This is a genomic window from Flavobacterium sp. IB48 (assembly GCF_016405855.1).
In the GTDB taxonomy this organism is placed as follows: domain Bacteria; phylum Bacteroidota; class Bacteroidia; order Flavobacteriales; family Flavobacteriaceae; genus Flavobacterium; species Flavobacterium ginsengisoli.
The window spans coordinates 1-20,190 of the sequence record NZ_JAEFCA010000012.1 but is presented as its reverse complement, the minus strand read 5'-3'; the positions used below and the strand labels follow the sequence as shown (position 1 = coordinate 20,190).

18 protein-coding genes and 1 tRNA gene are annotated in these 20,190 nt (G+C 33.7%); 4 read left to right on the top strand and 15 right to left on the bottom strand.

Annotated features, from left to right (window positions below):
• From JC605_RS22805 to JC605_RS22775, 7 genes are all read right to left on the bottom strand, one after another.
• Window positions 1-615 carry a WbqC family protein gene (locus JC605_RS22805; protein ID WP_198858379.1) on the bottom strand — a complete coding sequence of 205 codons (615 nt, stop codon included), beginning with the start codon at window positions 613-615 and terminating at the stop codon, window positions 1-3.
• 91 nt (window positions 616-706) lie between these two features.
• Window positions 707-2,260 (bottom strand): signal peptidase I, encoded by a 1,554-nt coding sequence (gene lepB, locus JC605_RS22800; protein ID WP_198858378.1) that lies wholly within the window; start codon window positions 2,258-2,260, stop codon window positions 707-709.
• 57 nt (window positions 2,261-2,317) lie between these two features.
• Window positions 2,318-3,019 (bottom strand): 4-hydroxy-tetrahydrodipicolinate reductase, encoded by a 702-nt coding sequence (gene dapB / locus JC605_RS22795; RefSeq protein WP_198858377.1) that lies wholly within the window; start codon window positions 3,017-3,019, stop codon window positions 2,318-2,320.
• 40 nt (window positions 3,020-3,059) lie between these two features.
• Window positions 3,060-3,620, bottom strand: a complete 561-nt coding sequence (locus tag JC605_RS22790) for a DUF5683 domain-containing protein (protein ID WP_198858376.1) — start codon at window positions 3,618-3,620, stop codon at window positions 3,060-3,062.
• On the bottom strand, window positions 3,620-4,522 hold the full coding sequence (locus JC605_RS22785) for a ParB/RepB/Spo0J family partition protein (protein WP_095929441.1): 903 nt from the start codon (window positions 4,520-4,522) through the stop codon (window positions 3,620-3,622). Before JC605_RS22785 ends, JC605_RS22790 begins: the two co-directional genes overlap by 1 nt.
• A 5-nt stretch (window positions 4,523-4,527) precedes the next feature.
• On the bottom strand, window positions 4,528-5,295 hold the full coding sequence (locus JC605_RS22780; protein ID WP_008464569.1) for a ParA family protein: 768 nt from the start codon (window positions 5,293-5,295) through the stop codon (window positions 4,528-4,530).
• A 217-nt stretch (window positions 5,296-5,512) separates the two neighbouring features.
• On the bottom strand, window positions 5,513-5,917 hold the full coding sequence (locus JC605_RS22775; protein WP_198858375.1) for a septal ring lytic transglycosylase RlpA family protein: 405 nt from the start codon (window positions 5,915-5,917) through the stop codon (window positions 5,513-5,515).
• A gap of 213 nt (window positions 5,918-6,130) precedes the next feature.
• On the opposite strand from JC605_RS22775, the gene JC605_RS22770 reads away from it, so the two are divergent.
• Entirely contained in the window at window positions 6,131-8,302 is a 2,172-nt protein-coding gene (locus JC605_RS22770) for a hypothetical protein (protein WP_198858374.1), read from the top strand.
• A 224-nt stretch (window positions 8,303-8,526) separates the two neighbouring features.
• Here JC605_RS22770 and JC605_RS22765 read toward each other — a convergent pair whose 3' ends face one another.
• Window positions 8,527-8,778, bottom strand: a complete 252-nt coding sequence (locus JC605_RS22765; protein ID WP_198858373.1) for a GIY-YIG nuclease family protein — start codon at window positions 8,776-8,778, stop codon at window positions 8,527-8,529.
• 48 nt (window positions 8,779-8,826) lie between these two features.
• Window positions 8,827-8,901, bottom strand: a tRNA-Pro gene (locus JC605_RS22760).
• 177 nt (window positions 8,902-9,078) lie between these two features.
• Between JC605_RS22760 and trxB the strand changes: the two genes are divergently transcribed.
• Entirely contained in the window at window positions 9,079-10,026 is a 948-nt protein-coding gene (gene trxB, locus JC605_RS22755) for a thioredoxin-disulfide reductase (protein WP_198858372.1), read from the top strand.
• A gap of 62 nt (window positions 10,027-10,088) precedes the next feature.
• On the opposite strand, the gene JC605_RS22750 is transcribed toward trxB, so the two are convergent.
• The 6 genes from JC605_RS22750 to JC605_RS22725 all read right to left on the bottom strand — a co-directional run bounded on the left by JC605_RS22750 (window position 10,089) and on the right by JC605_RS22725 (window position 15,019).
• The gene (locus JC605_RS22750) at window positions 10,089-10,619 is read right to left on the bottom strand and encodes a DUF6756 family protein (protein WP_198858371.1); all 531 of its coding nucleotides are present in this window, start codon (window positions 10,617-10,619) and stop codon (window positions 10,089-10,091) included.
• Between the two features lie 33 nt (window positions 10,620-10,652).
• Complete coding sequence (locus tag JC605_RS22745; RefSeq protein WP_233074215.1) at window positions 10,653-11,486, bottom strand: GIN domain-containing protein; 834 nt, start codon at window positions 11,484-11,486, stop codon at window positions 10,653-10,655.
• 83 nt (window positions 11,487-11,569) lie between these two features.
• Complete coding sequence (locus JC605_RS22740) at window positions 11,570-12,304, bottom strand: head GIN domain-containing protein (RefSeq protein WP_198858369.1); 735 nt, start codon at window positions 12,302-12,304, stop codon at window positions 11,570-11,572.
• Window positions 12,305-12,307: 3 nt separating this feature from the next.
• Window positions 12,308-14,065 carry a PspC domain-containing protein gene (locus tag JC605_RS22735; RefSeq protein WP_198858368.1) on the bottom strand — a complete coding sequence of 586 codons (1,758 nt, stop codon included), beginning with the start codon at window positions 14,063-14,065 and terminating at the stop codon, window positions 12,308-12,310.
• 3 nt (window positions 14,066-14,068) lie between these two features.
• Window positions 14,069-14,401 carry a PadR family transcriptional regulator gene (locus JC605_RS22730; RefSeq protein ID WP_008464689.1) on the bottom strand — a complete coding sequence of 111 codons (333 nt, stop codon included), beginning with the start codon at window positions 14,399-14,401 and terminating at the stop codon, window positions 14,069-14,071.
• A gap of 138 nt (window positions 14,402-14,539) precedes the next feature.
• Window positions 14,540-15,019: a DUF4870 domain-containing protein gene (locus tag JC605_RS22725; RefSeq protein WP_233074213.1), complete on the bottom strand. Its 480-nt coding sequence runs from the start codon at window positions 15,017-15,019 to the stop codon at window positions 14,540-14,542.
• A gap of 231 nt (window positions 15,020-15,250) precedes the next feature.
• Between JC605_RS22725 and JC605_RS22720 the strand changes: the two genes are divergently transcribed.
• Both JC605_RS22720 and JC605_RS22715 read left to right on the top strand, forming a co-directional pair.
• Window positions 15,251-15,703: a DUF4442 domain-containing protein gene (locus JC605_RS22720; RefSeq protein WP_198858367.1), complete on the top strand. Its 453-nt coding sequence runs from the start codon at window positions 15,251-15,253 to the stop codon at window positions 15,701-15,703.
• Window positions 15,704-16,223: 520 nt separating this feature from the next.
• A partial coding sequence (locus JC605_RS22715; protein ID WP_198858366.1) for a hypothetical protein occupies window positions 16,224-20,190 on the top strand: 3,967 nt, incomplete at its 3' end.

Below are 20,190 nucleotides of genomic sequence, written 5' to 3'. Positions count from 1 at the left end.
TTATACGATTTTCTGTGTTTTTAAATAATCCATTGCAAATTTACCTTCGTTAAAAAGTAGATCCAAAACACTTAGATTATTAATGAAGCCATGTTTGTCATCAAAAACCTGAGTGTATTTTTCAAAAGAATTAGCATCTTTTTTACCATTTGCCAAATATCTGAAATCGTTAAAATCATTTACTTCATGAAAGTATTCTGCGGTTTTTCCAAATTCCAGTTTCATTCGAAGACATTTAGTTACAACATCTAGAACTTCGAAGTTTAAATCCATCAAAAATTGGTGTTTTTTCTCGAAAATAGGAGCGATATCGTCTTCAAAGTACTCGAAGAAAGGAGAGCTTCTATATGCCGCTTCAAGCGATTTAAAATGCTGTTTCTGCCAATCAAATTCGTTTTCGATCAAAATGTCTTTTGTCTTCTGATGCGTGGCTTTAGAATGCTTAACAGGGATATTTAATAATTGAATTCCATTTGGGCTATAAATATAAGTCCTATTTCTATTGGTCTGTTTTTGGAAATTATCTTCCATTTCAAAAGTAATACTGTCAGATTGTGCTATAACAGCAAAATGACTGATAGATGGGAAATAAGTTGGAAGTATTAAGGAATTCATTTTGTTTTGTTTCAAGTTTAAAAGTTTCAGGTTTCAAGTTGACGTAAAAACGTGAAACTTGAAACCTGACACAAAAATAACTTTTTTTTAATTATGCTTTATTTTCTCTTCTTTTTTTCCAGATAAAATCTCCTACGAAATAAATAGCTAGAAGTATTAAGAAATATTTAAAGTAAGATTGAGGCTGACCTTCGCCATCTACAGTTGTAAATACTCGGCTCCAGCGAATCTTGTTAATTCCTTTTCCGTTAGTATCCCAGCTCATCCAAATGAATACTGGTTTACCTACGATATGATCTTCTGGAACATAACCCCAATAACGGCTATCTTCTGAGTTATGACGGTTGTCTCCCATCATCCAGTAATAGTTTTGTTTGAAGGTATATGTTGTAGCAGGTTTTCCATTAATAATGAATTTAGAACCTTGTAATTCTAAAGTATTTCCTTCATAATTTGTAATAATCTCTTTATAGAAAGGAAGTGATTCATTTGTTAATGCAACTGTTTTTCCAGCTTCAGGAATATAAATAGGTCCCATGTTATCTTGGTTCCATTTGTTGATATGAGGGAAAATATCATTGTTATTTCCCGTGTCAATTTTTCTAATTACAGCAGTAACTCCAGGAGTATGTTTGAATCTTTCTGCTCCCGCTTCTGTTAATGAACCCAAGTAGAGTGTGTCTCTTTTTTCTGTTCTAAAACCTGCTGGGTCTGTAATGTCTAATTCTTTGAAGATTGTTTCAAAGTCAATTGGAGTTTTTCCGTCTAAAGCTACAGCGTATGAATACTGTGGTTTTGCTCTTTCTGGTAAAACTAATTTTTTTCCGTTAATAAAAACGTAACCATCTTTTATTGATAAGCTGTCCCCAGGTATACCAACACATCTTTTTACGTAATTTGATTTTTTATCAATTGGTTTAATGACACCTGGTCTTCCTTTTGGTTCAAAGAAGTAATGAACGGTATCGACCGGCCAGTTGAAGACGACAATGTCGCAACGGTTTATTTTTTGAAGAGCTGGAAGTCTTAAATAAGGTAATTGTGGCCAGCTTAAATAGGATTTAGTTTTGGTTAAAGGAATAGAGTCGTGAACCATTGGCAAAGCTACCGTGGTCATTGGGACTCTAGGCCCATAGTTTAATTTACTCACAAATAAGAAATCACCAATCAATAAAGATTTTTCTAAAGATGATGTCGGAATTGTGTATGGTTGTACAACATAAGTGTGTACTAATGTTGCTACTATAATTGCAAATAATAAAGAGCTAACCGTATCTGCAGTTTTATTTTCGGGAGTTAATTTACGATCTTTATTATACTCTAATTTCTGTGTGTAATTGACAACATAAATGTAAAAACCTAAAGTAAAAAGACCTAAAATAGTGTCTAAAGTTGATTTTTTGCCAAAAGTTCTTAAAGTTTCTACCCATATAACTGGAAACATAATCAAGTTAATGATTGGGATAAAAAGCAGTAATGTCCACCATGTTGGGCGTCCAATAATTTTCATTAAAACGATAGAATTGTATACCGGAATTGCTGCTTCCCAACTTTTTCTTCCTGCTGCCTGATATAATTTCCATGTTCCTAGAAAATGAATAATTTGAACGGCTAAGAAAAATACGAACCAAGAGTAAAATGTCATAATATTGTATTTTAAGTTTCAAATTCAAGTTTTTATTAATCTTGAATTTAAGTCAATTTATTGTAAGTTTAATACATCTTTCATTGAGAAAATTCCCTGTTTTCCTGCTAGCCATTCTGCAGCGATAACAGCTCCAAGAGCAAAACCTTCGCGGTTATGAGCAGTATGTTTAATTTCGATGCTGTCAATGGCAGAGTCGTAATTTACTGTGTGAGTACCAGGTACTTCTCCAATTCTTTTTGCTTCAATTTGGATTTCATTTGCTTTAGCTTCTTCCATAGTCCAATTAGCGTAATTGCTGTTTTCAATAACGCCTTGAGCTAAAGAAATGGCCGTTCCGCTTGGAGCATCAAGTTTATGAATGTGGTGAATTTCTTCCATCGAAACTTTATAAGAATCGAATTGCTTCATGATTTTAGCTAAATATTCATTTAATCCAAAGAAAATATTTACTCCTAAACTGAAGTTTGAACTAGAAATAAATCCTCCTTTTGTCTCATTGCAAAGTGCAATCATTTCGTCATAATGTTCTAACCATCCAGTAGTTCCTGACACTACAGGCACATTAGCATTAAAAGATGCAGAAATATTACTCACTGCTGCAGAAGGAACACTGAAATCGATGGCAACATCAGCAGTCGAAAGTCCGTCATAGGTGTTAAATTCATCTTTTCTTAAAACTATTTCATGACCTCTTTCCAAAGCAATTCTTTCGATTACTTTGCCCATTTTTCCGTATCCTAAAAGCGCAATTTTCATTATGATTTGTTTTTTGATTTTTTAAATAGAATTCAATCTATTAAAACTTATAATTAAAGGTTAGTCCGACGTTTGGTTTAAATGTTACATCGGCAGGATAAATTTCTGGACGCATTGAGAGTCTTTCATTTACGTTAAACTGTATCAAAGCCGCGTCAACATTGGCATCAATAATGTTTAAAACATAAAATCCGACAACAAATAAGGCAGATAAGTCTCTGTTTCTCTGGTAGAATTTTTGACCAGCAACAAGTCGGCTTTCATCCAAATATTTATATTTATCATCATTATAGCCTTCTAATCTTCGTTTGTAGGCGTCACGATAATCGTGGTATTTTTTATTGTTGTCTATGTAGAAATATAAACTTGTTCCAATTGCTCCGTAAACCAATGGGATTTTCCAATACTTTTTGTTGTATGCTTGACCTAAACCTGGTAATACAGCAGAATAGAAAGCTGCTTTTGCTGGTGTAAGCGGGTCTATTTCTTCTAATGCAGTAGTGTCTTTTACGACCAAAACCGTGTCTTTTTTTGCTTGGGCAAAAAGAGAAACGGTTCCTGTTAGAAAGAACAATAGACCAATGGGGACAATTTTATTCACTATCCGTTTATTAATTTCATAATTCTGTTAAAGTCAGCTTCAGAATTAAATGGAATTGTAATTTTTCCTTTTCCGTTGCCAGCGACTTTTATATCAACTTTTGAGCCAAAATAATCGTTAAAACTGTTTTTTTGAGTTTCTCTAACTACGAATGCAGCATCAGCTTTTGGCTTTCCGTCAGCTTTTGGCTGTAAACCTTCGTGATAATTTTTGACTAAAGCTTCTGTCTCACGAACTGACAAATTTTGGCTAACGATTTTTTGATAAATATCGGTCTGAACGTCTAAATCTTCAATGTTGATAATTGCTCTACCATGTCCCATGCTAATAAAACCATCGCGAATACCTGTCTGGATAATCGGATCTAATTTTAAAAGACGTAAATAATTGGCAATTGTAGAACGTTTTTTACCAACTCTTTCACTCATTTGTTCTTGAGTTAATTGAATTTCGTCAATTAAACGCTGGTATGATAAAGCAATCTCAATTGGATCTAAGTCATGACGCTGGATGTTTTCAACCAAAGCCATAACCAAAGATTCGTTGTCATTTGCAATACGAATATAGGCAGGAACATGAGTTAAGCCTACTAATTTTGATGCACGAAGACGACGCTCTCCAGAGATTAATTGATATTTATTAAAATCTAATTTACGAACAGTAATAGGTTGAATTACGCCAAGTTCTTTGATTGAAGTGGCTAATTCGCGTAATGATTCTTCATTAAAATTGCTTCTAGGCTGAAACGGATTTATTTCAATCGCACTTATTTCAAGCTCAATGATGTTTCCAACAACTTTATCAGCATTTTTGTCTTCTACTGATTTAATGTCATTTTCTGGATCTTTTAATAGTGCAGATAATCCTCTTCCTAAGGCTTGTTTTTTAATTACTTTTGTCATAAAAACTATTTACTGTTTTTCTTTATAATTTCTTGAGCTAAATGAATATAGTTTACAGCACCTTTACTTGTAGCATCATAATTAATGATACTTTCTCCAAAACTCGGAGCTTCACTTAATTTTACATTTCGCTGAATTACAGTGTCAAAAACCATGTCGTTAAAGTGTTTTTGAACCTCTTCTACAACTTGATTAGATAAACGTAATCTTGAATCGTACATTGTTAGCAATAAACCTTCAATGTCTAAATCAGGATTGTGTATTTTTTGAATACTCTTAATAGTGTTCAATAATTTTCCTAATCCCTCAAGTGCAAAATATTCACATTGAATAGGAATAACTACAGAATCTGCTGCTGTTAAGGCATTCAAGGTTAACAAACCTAAAGAAGGCGCACAGTCGATAATGATATAATCATATTCTTCTTTTGCTTCTTCCAATGCTTTTTTAAGCATGTATTCACGGTTTTCTTTGTCAACCAATTCAATTTCGATAGCAACAAGGTCAATGTGAGCTGGTATCACATCTACATTTGGAGCTGTACATTTTAAAACGGCTTCTTTTGGTGTTACAGTATGCTCAAGTATTTGGTAAGTTCCAGTTTCAACTGTTTCTACGTCAATTCCAAGACCAGATGTAGCATTGGCCTGTGGATCTGCGTCGATCAACAATACTTTTTTCTCTAAAACACCTAATGAGGCAGCAAGATTTACTGATGTAGTAGTCTTTCCAACGCCTCCTTTTTGATTAGCAATAGCAATGATTTTGCCCATTTATTTTCTGAATTTTGAACCGTAAAAATACAATTATTTATGGTTTTTGAAAATCTATTTTGTTAACATTTGTGAAAGTTCGCTTAATCGTGGTTTCATGGGTGCTTGGCGGAAAATAATTTTAGTTATGAATAAAATTATAATAAGATTTTTGAATAATTTAGTTGATATTCTAGCTGCAAAAAGACAAGAATCTATTTTTGTTTCGAAAAAAATCTTATTTTAAGATTTCAATTGTAACATAAACTAAACCGCTTTTTTTATTTGAAGCAATCTCCATAAATGCTCTTTTACTGAGGTCAATTTCTCGTCCTTTTACAAAAGGGCCTCTGTCTGTAACTTCTACAATTGTAAATTTCTTATTTATTTCGTTTGTTATTTTTAGGATAGTGCCAAAAGGAAATTTTTTATGCGCTGCAGTGAGTTTATTATTATTAAATCTTTTGCCACTTGCTGTTTTTCTTCCATTAAATTTATCATGATAATAGGAAGCGTGTGCATTTTTCTTATATAAAATACTTTCTTTAATTAGCGTACACGAGTCAATAGGAAAGCTGTTTTTTTGCTGTGCTTTAATAATGGTGAAAAAAAGTAAAGCAATAAATAGTACAATTTTTTTCATTTGATTTTTTCTTTCTATTTGATTAAAGACAAACAGATGAGTTCAATAAGCTTTCTTTATGTTATAAAAAGGCAAAATATCCAGTTTTTGTAGTGTTTTTGATAAGAAAATTGAATGTTCTAATGAAGATACGGGTTAAAGATTATTGCTATTTTGGGATTTCTAAAAATTACATTTATTACAATCTATCAAACCACAAAAAAGAACATTCTTATGAGTAAAAAAGCATTCTCATTACTTGCAGTATTTGCGTTTTTTCTGTTTTTATGCAGTTTTGTTTCACCTGATTCGATTAACGAAACAATGGAAGGAAATAAAAAAATAGAACGCAAAATTGTTTACAACAAAAAGAAACATACTATTACATTATCATGGTCGGCTTTTGGCTCTTCGGGAAATTATATTATTACAAGAGGAGGAAGTCGTTTAGCATCAGAATTTGTGTCAGTGGGATCGACTTCTAAATTGATATTTATTGACAATAAGCCTAATAAAGCTAAATATGAGAATTATTATAAAGTCACTCGTGACAATATCACTATTGTAATTTCTCTCGAAAATCAAATTTTTGGAGACAATATGTATTTCTATGATCGAAAACACGAAAAAACTGAAACGGCACGAGATGAAATTAACTCTCAGTTTAGCAGTATTGGCTTAGGTGGTGCAAATGGCGAATGGACAACAAAACGCCAAGCTTATTACTTTAAACCAAATGTAAATGGTCAGACTTATGATGTTGGTGGTTCTGGTTCTGCATCGTCAAAAGAGGCAAATGCTATAGAGTTAGGGTTTTATTCTCATATTGGAGGTTTAGGAAAAGTGCCTTCTGACGTTAAATTGGGCGCAATATTTACAAGACCGCATCTTTCTGGCGGAGCAAATGCGACATGTACGTTTTGGCGTTCTGTAGAAAACGTAGAAATTATGCGTGATTTTTCGTGGACGGTTTCTCAATCAACGAGCGCAAGAAGACTTTTGATTGAAAGTACTTCTAAGTATATTTCGGATATTGGAGATACCAATTTTTGGGGAAGTGGCGGTTTTATTGCCGATGCTCATTACACTACGTCAAGGCCGAATTGGGGCGGACAGCAACAATGGTATACAAGAAATGCAGTTTTTCCTTCGGGTTCTATTGCCATGGGAGGTTCTTATAATATGGTGTGGCAAGGTTGCGTCAATGCTCCTGAAGCAGATAATAGTAATTCGCCTATTCCTACGACACCTATTATCAGAGAAAAACCTTTCCTTTTTATTGATAGTGATGGAGAATACAAAGTGTTTGTTCCTGCGTGGCAAAATGATAGAGTTGGGGTTTCTTGGTCTATGACAGATATGGGGAAAGGTAAAGTTCAAGATTTAATTACGAGTTGGTATGTTGCCAAAGAAGGAGATACCGATAAGGAAATTAACGCAGCTTTGAAAGCTGGCAAAAATATATTTTTTACTCCAGGACATTATGCGTTAAATGCTCCAATCCAAGTAAATAGGAAAGATGCGATTCTTTTAGGAGCAGGTATTGCATCAGTTACACTTGAGCCTACCGAGAAAAATAGTTGGGGATGCATTTATGCAGATGATAAAGATGGAATTGTCATTGCGGGACTTTTGATGGATTCATTAAATAGTACCACATATCAAATTAGAATTGGTAATGAAGGAGCAAATACGGATCACAGTGCAGATCCTATTCTGCTTAGCGATATTACTTGTAGAGTAGGTGGAGTTCAGTCAAAAAATATTCAGATTGAGGCTTCTATGCAAATAAATAGCAATAATGTTGTAGGAGATCATTTCTGGTTGTGGCGTGCCGACCATGGTTCGCAAAAAGGAGGTGATGCACGCTGGACGAGAGATAGATGTAAAAACGGACTTATTGTTACAGGAAATGATGTTACGCTTTATGCATTATTTGTTGAGCATTATCAGGAATACGAAGTGTTATGGCTTGGTGAGCGCGGGAGAACTTTTTTCTTTCAGAATGAACCTCCATACGATGCTCCGAATCAAGCAAGTTGGAGTAGTCAAGGAGGTAGAGTTGATGGGTATGCGGCTTTTAAAGTAGCAAATACCGTCAAAGAACATCATACAGTCGGAATGGGTTCATATGCAGTTTTTACAGGAACGGATGGAAATGTAAATAAGAAAAATGGTTTTGAAATGCCAAACAGTCCAAATGTGAAATTGGAGAAAATGTGCATTACTCGGTTTGCTGGATCGGGTAATATTCAAAATGTTATAAATAGTACGGGCGGAAGCACGTCAACTGGTGCAAAACGTGTAGCGTCTTATAATAATGGCGAAGGCACACAGCCTTTTGATGAGGAATTTGTTTTGCCAAAACGTGAATCGTATCCTTCTTATATTAGTATGGGGAAATAATAAAAAAAAATCTCGAAACAAAAACTCTGAAGGCTATTGGTTTTCGGAGTTTTTTTTATTTTTCTATTGTGTTTTTTGCTCGTAAAGTTGCAAAAACGCAAAGTTGATGTTTTAAGTTTATGGAAATAAAAAAGCCGAACATTTCTGTTCGGCTTTTGTCGGGGTGGCAGGATTCGAACCTGCGGCCTTCCCGCTTTAAGGCGGGACGCGATAACCGAGCTACGCTACAATTGATATTCAAAATTTATATCTTGAAGATACCTTTTTGCACCACGTTTTTTTATTTTGTCTTCCAGAGTCACTGCTTCAGACCTTGTGTTTAATTGAATTGTATAAATGATTTTCCAAGGAGTACCATTTTTTGTGGATAGTGATTGTCCACTATTGTGTCTTCTCAATCTATCGTCGATATCATTTGTTTGACCGTTATAGAATTTTTCCTTTGTAGCGCTGTAAAGAATATAAACGAAAAACATAAGGTTGGAATTAAAATAAAAAAGCCGAACATTTCTGTTCGGCTTTTGTCGGGGTGGCAGGATTCGAACCTGCGGCCTCCTGCTCCCAAAGCAGGCGCGATAACCGGGCTACGCTACACCCCGAAGATGTAATTTTTGTTGTAGTGCCCGAAAGCGGATGCAAAGATATAAATAAATTTGATTTGTAAAAGAAAAAAAGGAAAATAAATAAAACTTATTTTAAGATAGCTATTTCAGATTTATTTTCGAGGTTATTTTTTATAATAAAGTTTACATTTGCAACTCAAAAAAACTATTACTATGTCAAATACAATCGAAAAAATTAAATGCCTTATTATAGGTTCTGGTCCTGCAGGTTATACTGCAGCTATTTATGCGGCTAGAGCTAACATGAATCCAGTATTATATCAAGGAATGCAGCCTGGTGGTCAGTTGACTACGACTAATGAGGTTGAGAACTTTCCAGGTTATGTTGATGGAGTAACAGGACCTGAAATGATGATTCAGCTGCAAGAACAAGCAAAACGTTTTGGTGCGGACATTCGTGACGGATGGGCAACAAAAGTTGATTTTTCTGGAGATATTCATAAAGTTTGGATTAATGATACAATCGAATTACACTGCGAAACTGTAATTATTTCTACAGGTGCTTCGGCTAAATATTTAGGATTGCCATCAGAACAACACTATTTAAATATGGGTGGTGGAGTTTCTGCTTGTGCAGTTTGCGACGGATTCTTCTACAGAAATCAAGATGTTGTTATTGTTGGAGCAGGAGATTCTGCTTGTGAAGAAGCACATTACTTATCTAAACTTTGTAAAAAAGTAACAATGTTGGTTAGAAGTGAGAAATTTAGAGCTTCTAAAATTATGGAAGAGCGTGTTCGTAAAACTGAAAACATTGAGATTTTAATGAACCATGATACAGTTGAAGTTCTTGGAGATAATAATGTAGTTCATGCTATTAAAGCATTAAATAAAACTACGGGAGAAACTATCGAAATTCCTGCAACTGGTTTCTTCGTAGCAATTGGACACAAACCAAATACAGATATCTTTAAAGATTATATCACATTAGATGAAACAGGTTACATCGTAAATACTCCAGGAACATCTAAAACTAATGTTGATGGTGTTTTTGTAGCTGGTGATGCCGCTGATAATGTATACCGTCAAGCAATTACTGCTGCAGGTACAGGATGTATGGCTGCATTAGATGCAGAAAGATATTTAGCTTCTAAAGAATAATTTTAGTTTAAAGCTTTCAAGACTGTTGGAGCGTTTAAAACTTTGCATAAAAAATCCCAATTTTAATTGGGATTTTTTTTTATGATTATTTCTAGTCCTCTTAACTTGTCAGACATTGTTTTTCCTGTAGCAATTAAAGTGTCATGATGATTAATGGTTATTAACCATTCATATTTTTTTGATACTATATAAAGCTCACTAAACCAACTTTCACCAATTATGATTTGTATTGTTTTTATTTTTCCTTCGTAAAACCAAAATTTATCACTTTCATTAATTGTTTCATTAACGATGTACCAGACATTTTCTTCTTCGTCAACTAATTTATCAAGATAATTTTCAGGACGTTGAGCTAAATTTGAAAGTGCAAATGTATCGAGTTTAAAATCGGTCCAAATCCAAGTTGGCTTTTTGTTAGAATGCGATAAATTGCAGAAAATATTAATTATATTATTTTCAATTTTTTCCCAATTTTCATTTGTTGATAAAGGGCGAAAATCTTCTTTAGAAATTTCTTTTTTGTTAATTATATTGGCTATTTCAGCTCTTAAATTACTCCAGTTTTTTCTAAGTAAATTTCTTTCCTTTCTCATCTTCATGAATTTAGGTGATTTTAAAAACCGAATCTACTTAATCTTCTTAAGCAACTTCGCTTCTTCAGAAAAACGCGTAAGCTGTATTGCTGGATTTCCGTAAAGAGAAATTTCTGCTTTGTCACCTATTGCTAAAGAAAGTGTAGTTTCGGCTAGAATGCTTCCAATAGCAGAACTTTCAGCAGTTACATTTGCTTCTTTCAAAGTAAATTTTACTCCCGTAAAAACAGAATTATTGTCTAATCTAATAGTTGCTTTTTCAGCAATACCTTCTATCGCAGCATTTGCTTTTTGATATAAATCACATTTGAATTTTATAGCAGAAACTAAAGATTTAACAACTGCATTTTTGCTCAACTGTAAGATTCCGTCTTCTGCTTTTAAATTTAATTCTGTCCTTGTTTTATCATCTGCTATAAGAGTGAATTTTTTAGAATTTACATTCAAAAATAGTTTAGAAAAATCAAGACAATTCATTGTGATGTCATCTAGATGCAATTCTTGAATAGCATAAACAACTGCTTCGTTTTTAGTAATTACTTTTTTCAACGATTTAGTATAAGTAACTTTTACAGATAATTTTTTGAAAATAGTAGATTCTTTATTAGTATACAATCGAAGCGTTTTTTCTCTTAAATCCATTCCTACAATATCGTGCAGGTTATCATCGGCTTCGATTTTGATTGCATTTTTTTCTCCCTCTTCCAAGTAAACTTCCAGGTTATCGTCAACTTCAAGAGCGTCAAAACTTCCAATTTCTTGTAATGAGGTGGTAACGATTTTAGAACCTTTTATTTTTTCTCTTTTTTGTGCAAAAGTCAAGGTTGTAACAAATAATAATAAGAGCAGCGCTGTACTTTTTTTCATTAATTCTAGATTTGATTTTGACAAATATAAAAAAATCATCCACTTTTGATGAATGATTTCTTTTATATTTAACAGTTGTTTGTCTAGCTTTTGCTAACGCTTCCTCCAGAAGTTTCAGATTTTTCAACTTTTTTTGGATTACCGCTGTAGTTTACATTTCCACCGCTAGAAGCTTCTGCTTTTAGACTCAAGATTGGGCGTACAGAAACTGTTCCGCCGCTAGAAGCATCTGCATGAATATCATTCGCCATTAATTCCTCAGCATCAATACTTCCACCGCTTGAAACAGAAGCGTTAAGGCTTAATGCTTTACCTTTAATTTCTATAGAACCAGCACTTCCTGTATCTATTGAAATTCTATCCGATTCAATATTCATATCCATTGATGCGGCGCTAGAAAGTTCCAAAGTAATATCTTCACCATGAATAAGTCCGCTAGTTTCAACAGTTGATGCGCTAGAAGCTTCAATTCTATTAATTGCAGGCATTTTTACCGTTACCTTTTTTGACGTAATGTTACGGAAAGAGCTGTATTTGCATTCAATAATAAGAGTTCCGTTTTCTACTCTAGTAACAATTTCTTTTTGAAGATTATCGTCGGCTTCAACTGTAATTTCTGTTTGGTCAGATTGCTGAATAACTAGATCGATAGCATTGCTTACAGAGATATTTTTAAATTCTCCGTTAACGGTTCTTTTTTCTGTTGTAACATTTCCGCTTCCTTCAATTGCATTCATGTTAAAGTTGCATGAGGCAAATAATAAAGCCGTAATAGTTATAATTATAAATTTCGTAATATGAATGATTATTTTTATCATGGTTTAGTTAATTTTGATTATCACTCCGTTTTTATCAGTAGTTAGTCTTCCTTTAGTTTTTTTTCCGTTTAAAACTTCTTTTCCGTTAATTTTAACAGAAACTTCTTTTATAGTGTCAGCAGGATCAATTTTAGCATCATTAATGGCTTCATTAACATCTTCGTTGATACTATCATAGTTAGTTTCATCATTGTTTTCATCAGCAGGGCAGTTTAAACATTTTACTTTAGCCCCGATAACTTTATAGCTGTAATCTCCTTTATAATTTAATTCGAAGAAATTGTCATCTGAATTGTAATAATCTCTAACAGAAGAATCTGGTTTAATTAATTGTCCTTCTGGAAGATAAAGGTAGATATCAACTTCTTGACCTCTAAATTTATTTTTAACATCTGTCAGAAAATAGTTATCCAAAATTAAATGATTTCCGTTAACTTGAAACTTGTAATTAATTTTTTCTGCTCTTTTTTTAGCATTTGTAAAAGAGTTTCCTCTTGCACTTTTTTCGATCTGCATAAATGGAGTCGACTCATCTGTGTGTAATACATGTATACGTACATCATTAGAATAAATCAGTTCATTGTTTGCAGAATCTTGTACAAATTCAAATTCTCTATAGTGGTTCAAGCTTTTTGTATAGTAATCATTATACTTGAATTTAATGTATAAAGTATCAGTTGGTTTAATTGCTAGAACTTTTTTCTCTACTACTTTATTATCGTATGAAATTTCAGTAGCCTGTTTGATTCCAATACTAGTAAGAATTGCAATAGATATAATCCAAAGAGCTAAAAGCGTATATTTTGTAATATTCCCGATTGATTTTAAATTTGGAGATAACAATTTAAATCCTAAAAGTGTTAAGAAGAAAAATGGAATTCCAATTGCAAAGAACATTAATAATCCAAATGACCAAAGCGGATATTCTGTAAAGTTTCCTGCTTCAATAAAATTTTGCCAAGGGAAATCGATAAAAATGTTAGTTCCTAGAGTAAATACCCCAATCAATAACATAATCAAAGTTGAAAGTCCTGCTATAATTAGAATCACACCTAAAAACTTAGCAAAAATTTTAAAAACCGTCATGACAAAGTCTCCAAATGAACTACTTATTCTCTCAGCTCCCGACTTTACTTGGTTTCCCATTTTATCATAATCTGCATTTTTGAATTTTTCAGAAAGCGTATCAATTTCTTCACGAACTTTTTTTTCGATGTTCGAAATCGTTACTGGCTCTCCTGTCATTTCTAATTTTTCAGAAGTTGTAACAGCTTCAGGAGTTACAATCCAAAGAACGAAATAAGCTAAGATTCCTGTTCCAAAACCTGCAAAAACGAAGATTAAGAATATGATTTTAATCCAAACAGCGTCAATTCCAAAATAATGTCCTAAACCTGTTGCTACACCACCAATCATACCTTTTTCTTTATCGCGATATAATTTTTTGTGTTTTCTTGGGCCGTAATTATTGAAAGATTGGTTTGCGTTTTCTTCATCTTCAATTCGGTAATCTTCTGGCTGACCCATTACTGCAATCACTTCGTCAACATCTTTCAGTCCAACAACATGTTTTTCGCTTTTTTGTTTTTCTGTCAACAATTCAGAAACACGCATTTCGATGTCTTTAATAATTTCATCTTGACCAGAAGAGTTGTTAAGTGATCGTTTTATAGCGTCAAAGTAGCGTGTCAATTTTAAGTATGCATCTTCATCGATGTGAAAAAACATCCCGCCTAAGTTAATATTTACTGTTTTGTTCATGACTTATTGATTTTGATTGGTGATTAGATTTACGGCGTCAGATAATTCTGTCCAAGTGCCGCTAAGTTCGTTTAAAAAAGTTTGTCCTATTTCGGTTAATCCATAATATTTTCGTGGCGGCCCTGAGGTCGATTCTTCCCAGCGATAATTTAGTAAACCGTCATTTTTTAATCTAGTTAACAACGGGTAAACGGTTCCTTCTACAACTAGTAATTTTGCGTTTTTTAAAGTGTCTAATATTTCAGATGTATATGCGTCTTTTTCTTTTAGAACAGATAAGATGCAAAACTCAAGAACACCTTTGCGCATCTGTGCTTTTGTGTTTTCAATGTTCATAATTTCATTTTGTTTTTTTTTGATTGAACAATTCGTTTTTTGATTGATGATGATTTGATTGATGATTTGATTGATGATTGATTTCGAAACGTATATGATTTGATTGATGTTTCGGCTATAACTTTTAATTTTTTCGTTTTACTTTACAAAAGGAATCGTAAGCGGATATTTATATAATTCTCCGTTTGAAGCTTTTATTGAAGCATAAATCACTAAAAAGAATTCAACAAATTTCAAAACTGCAAAAAGAACGACAGCTGTAATCCCGACACTTAAAATTCCAATGTTTGCTTGAATGTTGAAATTTCTGATTACAAAATCGTCGTCATTAAAAACAGCTTCTATTGGAAGATTCTGCAAGAAAACTGTAATAAAAATTGGAATAGCAATAAGGGCTAAAATTAAAGAGTAAAGCAAAATGCTTAACTGAAAGTTCAAAGCCTGTTTTCCGTGATGATCTGCAAATTCAGATTTGTCTTTGTAACTAGTCCAAATTATTAGCGGAAAAATATAGTTCCCAAAAGGAATTATATATTGACTTAAAGTACTCAAATGAGTAAATGCTGCTGTATTCTTTTCTGATGTTTTTTCCATGATTAGTGGTGATGTTGTTTCCATGATTAAAAGTATATAGTAATTTCTTATGCAAATATATGGCTAAAAAACAGTATCTTGTTTTGCATAGTACTAATTATTAACAAAAATTTAACAAATTTAAAACTATGAAATTGACTTTAAATTGTTGAAAATCATTCGAAAGTCTTATGTTTATTGGCTTCGTTTTGTTAAGTTAATAATTTATTGTGCGTGCATAGTTTTTTTGTATTTTTACATAAAAAAATAAATCATATGGCACTTTCGGTATCAAAACTTAATAAATTCGTCTTATTCAAATTGCCTTCTGCATACTTTTGCGGAGTGCGAGTAAAAGACATCAGCGATAGTAGTTGTACAGTTACAGTGAAGCACAGATGGATCAATCAAAATCCGTTTAACTCAATGTATTTTGCTGTTCAAGCCATGGCGGCAGAGTTAACAACTGGAGCTTTGGTAATTTCTCAGATTCAACAGAGCGGTAGAAAAATCTCTATGTTAGTAGCCAACAACAAAGGAAACTTTACAAAAAAAGCAACTGGAAGAATTACATTTGTTTGCAACGATGGCCATTTAATTGCCGATGCTATAAAAAGAACAATTGAAACTGGAGAAGGACAGACATTCTGGATGAAATCTATTGGAACAAATGAAGAAGGTGTTCAGGTTTCTGAAATGGATTTTGAATGGAGTATTCGAGTGAAATAATTATTTCGTTCAATCTATATCTATTTTAATATAGAAGTAAAAGCAATAAATTTTTTATTGCTTTTTTTATTTTTTGACCTCACTATATTTATTATATCTGAATTTTTTAGCTCAAAAAACAAAACTTAATTGTTAAGTTGTTAAAAATCAGTATCTTTATAGTTGCTATAGTTATGGTTTTATCAAAATCTTCCAATACAATTGTTCACATTCTTTAAATTACTACAAGCCTATATTTGAAAATTGTTTTTCTAACTTATAAAGCCTATTTTTTTGTAAGTTATTATTTATTTTTTTGATTTTTTACGATTTTACTGCTCTCAGAAGGTAAAAAGATGTCTCTATTTAATATTCTTTAGACGATTAGAGGTAAAACAAATCGTCAAACTAAAAAGAAATTTGCAGCGTCTAAAAACAATTTAGACAGAAGATAAACACTAAAAGCAAATATAAAGCAGTATAATTGATTTTATAACACATTGAGCTGTTGTAAATATTTGTTTTTAATAAATACATATTTATGAGAACAAAGGCTACTCTATTTTTATTAATTTCTTTTATTGGTTTAACAAAGCTGTATTCTCAAACCGTTACGGCTGTTGCAACACCATCAACTTGTGCTGCTAATGGAAAAATAGAGTTAACAGCATCAGGCATACCAGAGCCCATTATCTATGGTATTGCAAAATCTCCTTACACAGCTGCTGATGTTATCAGCAGTACTTCTCCGGTTTTTTCCTTTTTGGCTCCAGGGAATTATTATTATGGATATTATAATGGTGCTAATTTTGTTTCCTCTTCTTCAACTATTGCAGTTGCCAACCAATATGTTACAACTTCTCCCAGCTTTACAGCCTATTATGCTACTAGATATGCTTACTGCGGTGGTACAGATCCATTAGGAAGGGTAACTGGTTCATTGTCTGGAGGTAATAAGCCGTATAATGTAGAATTGTTAAACTCAAGTAATGTTGTTGTGCAGCAAAAGCAAACAACTGGATCATCTACAACTGCAATTTTTGATGGAGTTGCAGCAGGAACTTATACCTTAAGGGGGACAGATGCTTGTGGTACAGTGGTATATGCGCCAAATACTATAGTAGTACAGTCCAATGTGATTTATTCGGATTTTACTTTAGGAACGGTTAATCCGCAACCAACTACGTCTTATTTTAATGTGGTTTATAATACACCAGGTGATGTTTGTTCAGGAATTGTATCGGCTTCTATTACCAATATCGCATTTATGACCGGTACAAACACCATAACAGACATAACAACTCCAACTGGAGGGCCAACATTTTATGGAGGAAGAAATCCTATTTATAAAGTAGAAATACAAAATGCGTCTGGCGGATATGATGTTTATGATAATTTAACTAGTGGTCAAGTGAGCACTAGTACTAGTTATGTACTTCCTAATGATCGGAGCAAATGGGGATTAATAAAAGTTTCGGTTACGATTTGTGGTATTACTAAGACAAACCAATTAGATTTAGCTGCTTATAATGAATTTAAAATAAAACCCTTTACGTTCACAGGTTTTACAATTTATGATGACAGTACTCCCGCCGCTTGTGCCCCGCCAAGCCAAGTTGAAATCTGGACAAGTACTTTTCAATCAGGAGGATGTCAGCCTATTACGCTGGATATTACAGAAAATGGAACTTCAAATACACAGCATTATGTACTACCTCAAAATTTTAAATTTAAGGTAGATATAGGCAAAACCTATACTGTCGTCGTAAAAGATGGTACTGGTGCTTTACTGCCATCTTATTTATTTAGAAACAGTACTTCCTCCACAACTACCCCTAAACCTCCTTCTCAGACAGACCCTAATAATTTGTATATAGATCCTGCTTATTTTACTCCGATATTAACTAAGGACAAAATAACTTTTACAGATGGTTTAAGTGGTAAAAACATTGGGAAATGTGCTCTCGTAATAAATAATTTGACAAGTGCTCTTGGACTTATAGCACCTGTTTATGTTGAGACAATCAGTGGGCCCACGAATATTAATCTAACCGTAACACCAACAACGGGATCTTATAATATTGGCCTGGGAAATAATCTAACACCAGGAACATATAAAATAAGAATAAGAGATTCTCAGTGTTTTACAGCTGACTATGATATTGTTTTAAATAGTTATATTGTGAGTGTGCAGCTTCAAAATATAACTTCTGTTCCAAGTACCACAGCCTGCGACCGATATATTAAGAAAGGTGAAGTTAAGATTACAGCTGTTGGAAAGATGTTTGATACGTCAGGACCTTTACAGAGTGTTTACGGATATGATTATGCTACTCCTAGAATTCTCAGTGCACCTGCTGGGGCTAGTACTTTTGTTAGTATTGATGGTAATTTTGTTCTAAGAGGCAATCTAGTGATTCCTTTTACTTTTACGGCAGATTTGCCAGGGGATTATCAGATCGCATTAAGCAGGAAATCAGACAACCGTTTATTACTCCCTTCAGAAGTATTTGAAAATACAACACCCGTACCGTTAACAGTTACACAAGATTTTCCTGCTTTTGATCTTTCACAGTCAGGAGGAGTTATCTGTCCTGGAAATACAACAGGAAATTTGACCGTAAAAATTAATAATGCTGCGGGAACAATAACTTATTACATAAAAAAAGATACAGATGCAAATTTTCCGGCAACAGGACAAACATCTGCAGTTTTTACAGGATTAACTGCGGGAAATTATGATATAAAGGCAAAAACGCTTTGTTATGAGGTAGTGCAGTCTTTTAAATTAGCGACTCTCGCTCAATTGACAGATGTTATTTTTGGAGATAATACTTATTGCAGTGGTGCTTCACTTCATTTTTCCACTGTCGCTGTAGGGCCTGTTAGCAGTATTGTATGGACACTGCCAAATAATTCTACAGTTACAGGGAATATACTGGATATTCCAAATTTGACAACAGCAAATAATGGAGAGTACAAAGTTACGATCAACAGTACGGCGGGCTGTGTGATAAATGGTTCAACAATTGTAACGGTAAATACTCTTCCAGAGGTACAGATACCAATTTTTAATGCTTTAAGTCCTAGCGTAATATGTCAATCTGTTAGTGCTCAGCAATCTGATTATACTGCTACAGCAGTAAATGCTACAGCAATAAATTATGATATTTCTCCTCCTGAAGCTGGCACAATTACAGCAGGAATAGTAAGTTGGAATTCGTCGTTTCATGGAACGGCCGTTATTACTGCAATAGCAAGTGGTTGTGGTACCGATGAAACATCCAGTTTCACAGTTACTGTAAGTCCACGAACAGATGTTTCGGAAATTATTACTGAAGACAGGTCAATATGTCCAAACGAAACGGGGATTATTTTGGAAGCTTTAGCGCCCAATATTTCAAATCCGATTTTTACATGGTATGATAGTAATTTATCATCAGCATCCGTGTTAGCTGTTGATGATAATCTTGTAGTTAGTCCAACATCCACAACAACTTATTATGTAGGAGTTGAAGGCAGTGATCTTTGTGTAAACGAAGCTGGAAATCGTAAAGCGGTAACAGTAACAGTTAAGCCTTTAGCAACAGTATCAGATATTATTGTTTCAGACCAGACTATATGTCAAGGAGAAACAGCAACTTTAACAGCGTCAAGTCCATTAACAAATCCGTTGTTTACATGGTATACAGATGACGCTTTAGAAAATTTAATAAGTAATGTCGAAACAATAGATGTTAAACCAAATGTTACAACAACCTATTATGTCACAGTTGAAGGTGATGGTGTTTGTGCGCTTCCACCACCAGCGAAGGCAGTAACAGTTAATGTAAATCAATTGCCAGTAGCTACAATTTCGTATAGCAATAGTGTGTATTGTAATCGTGGCAGCGCTGCCGTAACTTTAACGGGAACAGTAGGAGGAACTTTTAACAGTGATGCAGGTTTAACAATTGATGTCGCAACAGGAGAAATTAATTTAGCATCTTCAACAGTAGGAATGCATACAATCTCTTATGTCTTTAGTGATGGAACTTGCTCTAATACCGTTTCAACAGATATAACAATCAACGCTACAGTTTTACCAGCTGCACTTCCAGATATAATTGAAGAATGTTCTGCATCGCCAGCAGTTCCAACTTTGACTGACCTATGTGCGGGAATAATAACTGCAACAACTCCAACAAGCTTTCCAATTACGACTCAGGGAATAACAGAAGTGACCTGGACATTTGATTATGGTGGAGGTTTTACCCAAACAGTAATACAAACAGTAAATATCAAAGACATAACCAAACCTGCAAAACCTATTTTAGATCCTGTTACAGCCGAATGCGAAGTGGTTTCAATAGCACCTCCGACAACGACAGACAACTGCGCCGGAACAGTTACGGGAACCACTTTAGCAGGTTTCCCAATCACGGCACAAGGCACAACAGAAGTCACTTGGACATTTGATGACGGAAACGGAAACATTGAAACAGCGGTTCAGGAAGTGGTCATAAAAG